This window comes from Halorubrum tibetense (assembly GCF_042661865.1).
Classification (GTDB): domain Archaea; phylum Halobacteriota; class Halobacteria; order Halobacteriales; family Haloferacaceae; genus Halorubrum; species Halorubrum tibetense.
On the sequence record NZ_JBHSWW010000749.1, the window covers coordinates 1 to 508 of the forward strand.

Annotated in this window: 1 protein-coding gene; it reads left to right on the top strand. The window is 49.6% G+C overall.

The features are described 5' to 3' along the window. Nucleotides 1–508: aminopeptidase N C-terminal domain-containing protein (locus ACFQEU_RS18095; RefSeq protein ID WP_379784422.1), on the top strand; the 508-nt coding region annotated here is incomplete at both ends.

The following is a 508-nucleotide window of genomic DNA, read 5'->3' on the forward strand; positions in this document are numbered from 1 at the left end:
GGCGGCGTTTAGGGTTTCGGAATATTGGTTGGAGGCTTTGTCCGTTATTATTGATCAGCAGTTGATCGAGCCGGCGGTCATTGCCTATATGCTACAAGTCCCGTCGGTCAGCTATTTACACGACCGATCGCCGCAACACGATGTATTGGCTATATACGCGGCGAGGGAGAAAGTAGTTAAAGTACTTGCGCATAGCCTAGAAAATCAGTTGACAACTATTGCTTGTTGCTATGATGCCAATGCAGCTTATCAGGTAGACGCAGCGTCCATTGGTCGCAGGGCTCTGCGTAATACGGCGCTTTTATTGCTGGCTCATGCCGGCGTGCCCTCGGCCAGTGAACTCGCCTTGGGGCAGTTTAGGTCTGCCAATAATATGACCGACCAATTGGCCGCTCTTAAGGCATTGATCGTAATTGACGAGTCCGATATAACGGCTGAGGCGTTAGACGAGTTTTACCAACAATGGCGTCATGAGGCACTCGTGGTCAATCAATGGTTTAGTTTACAA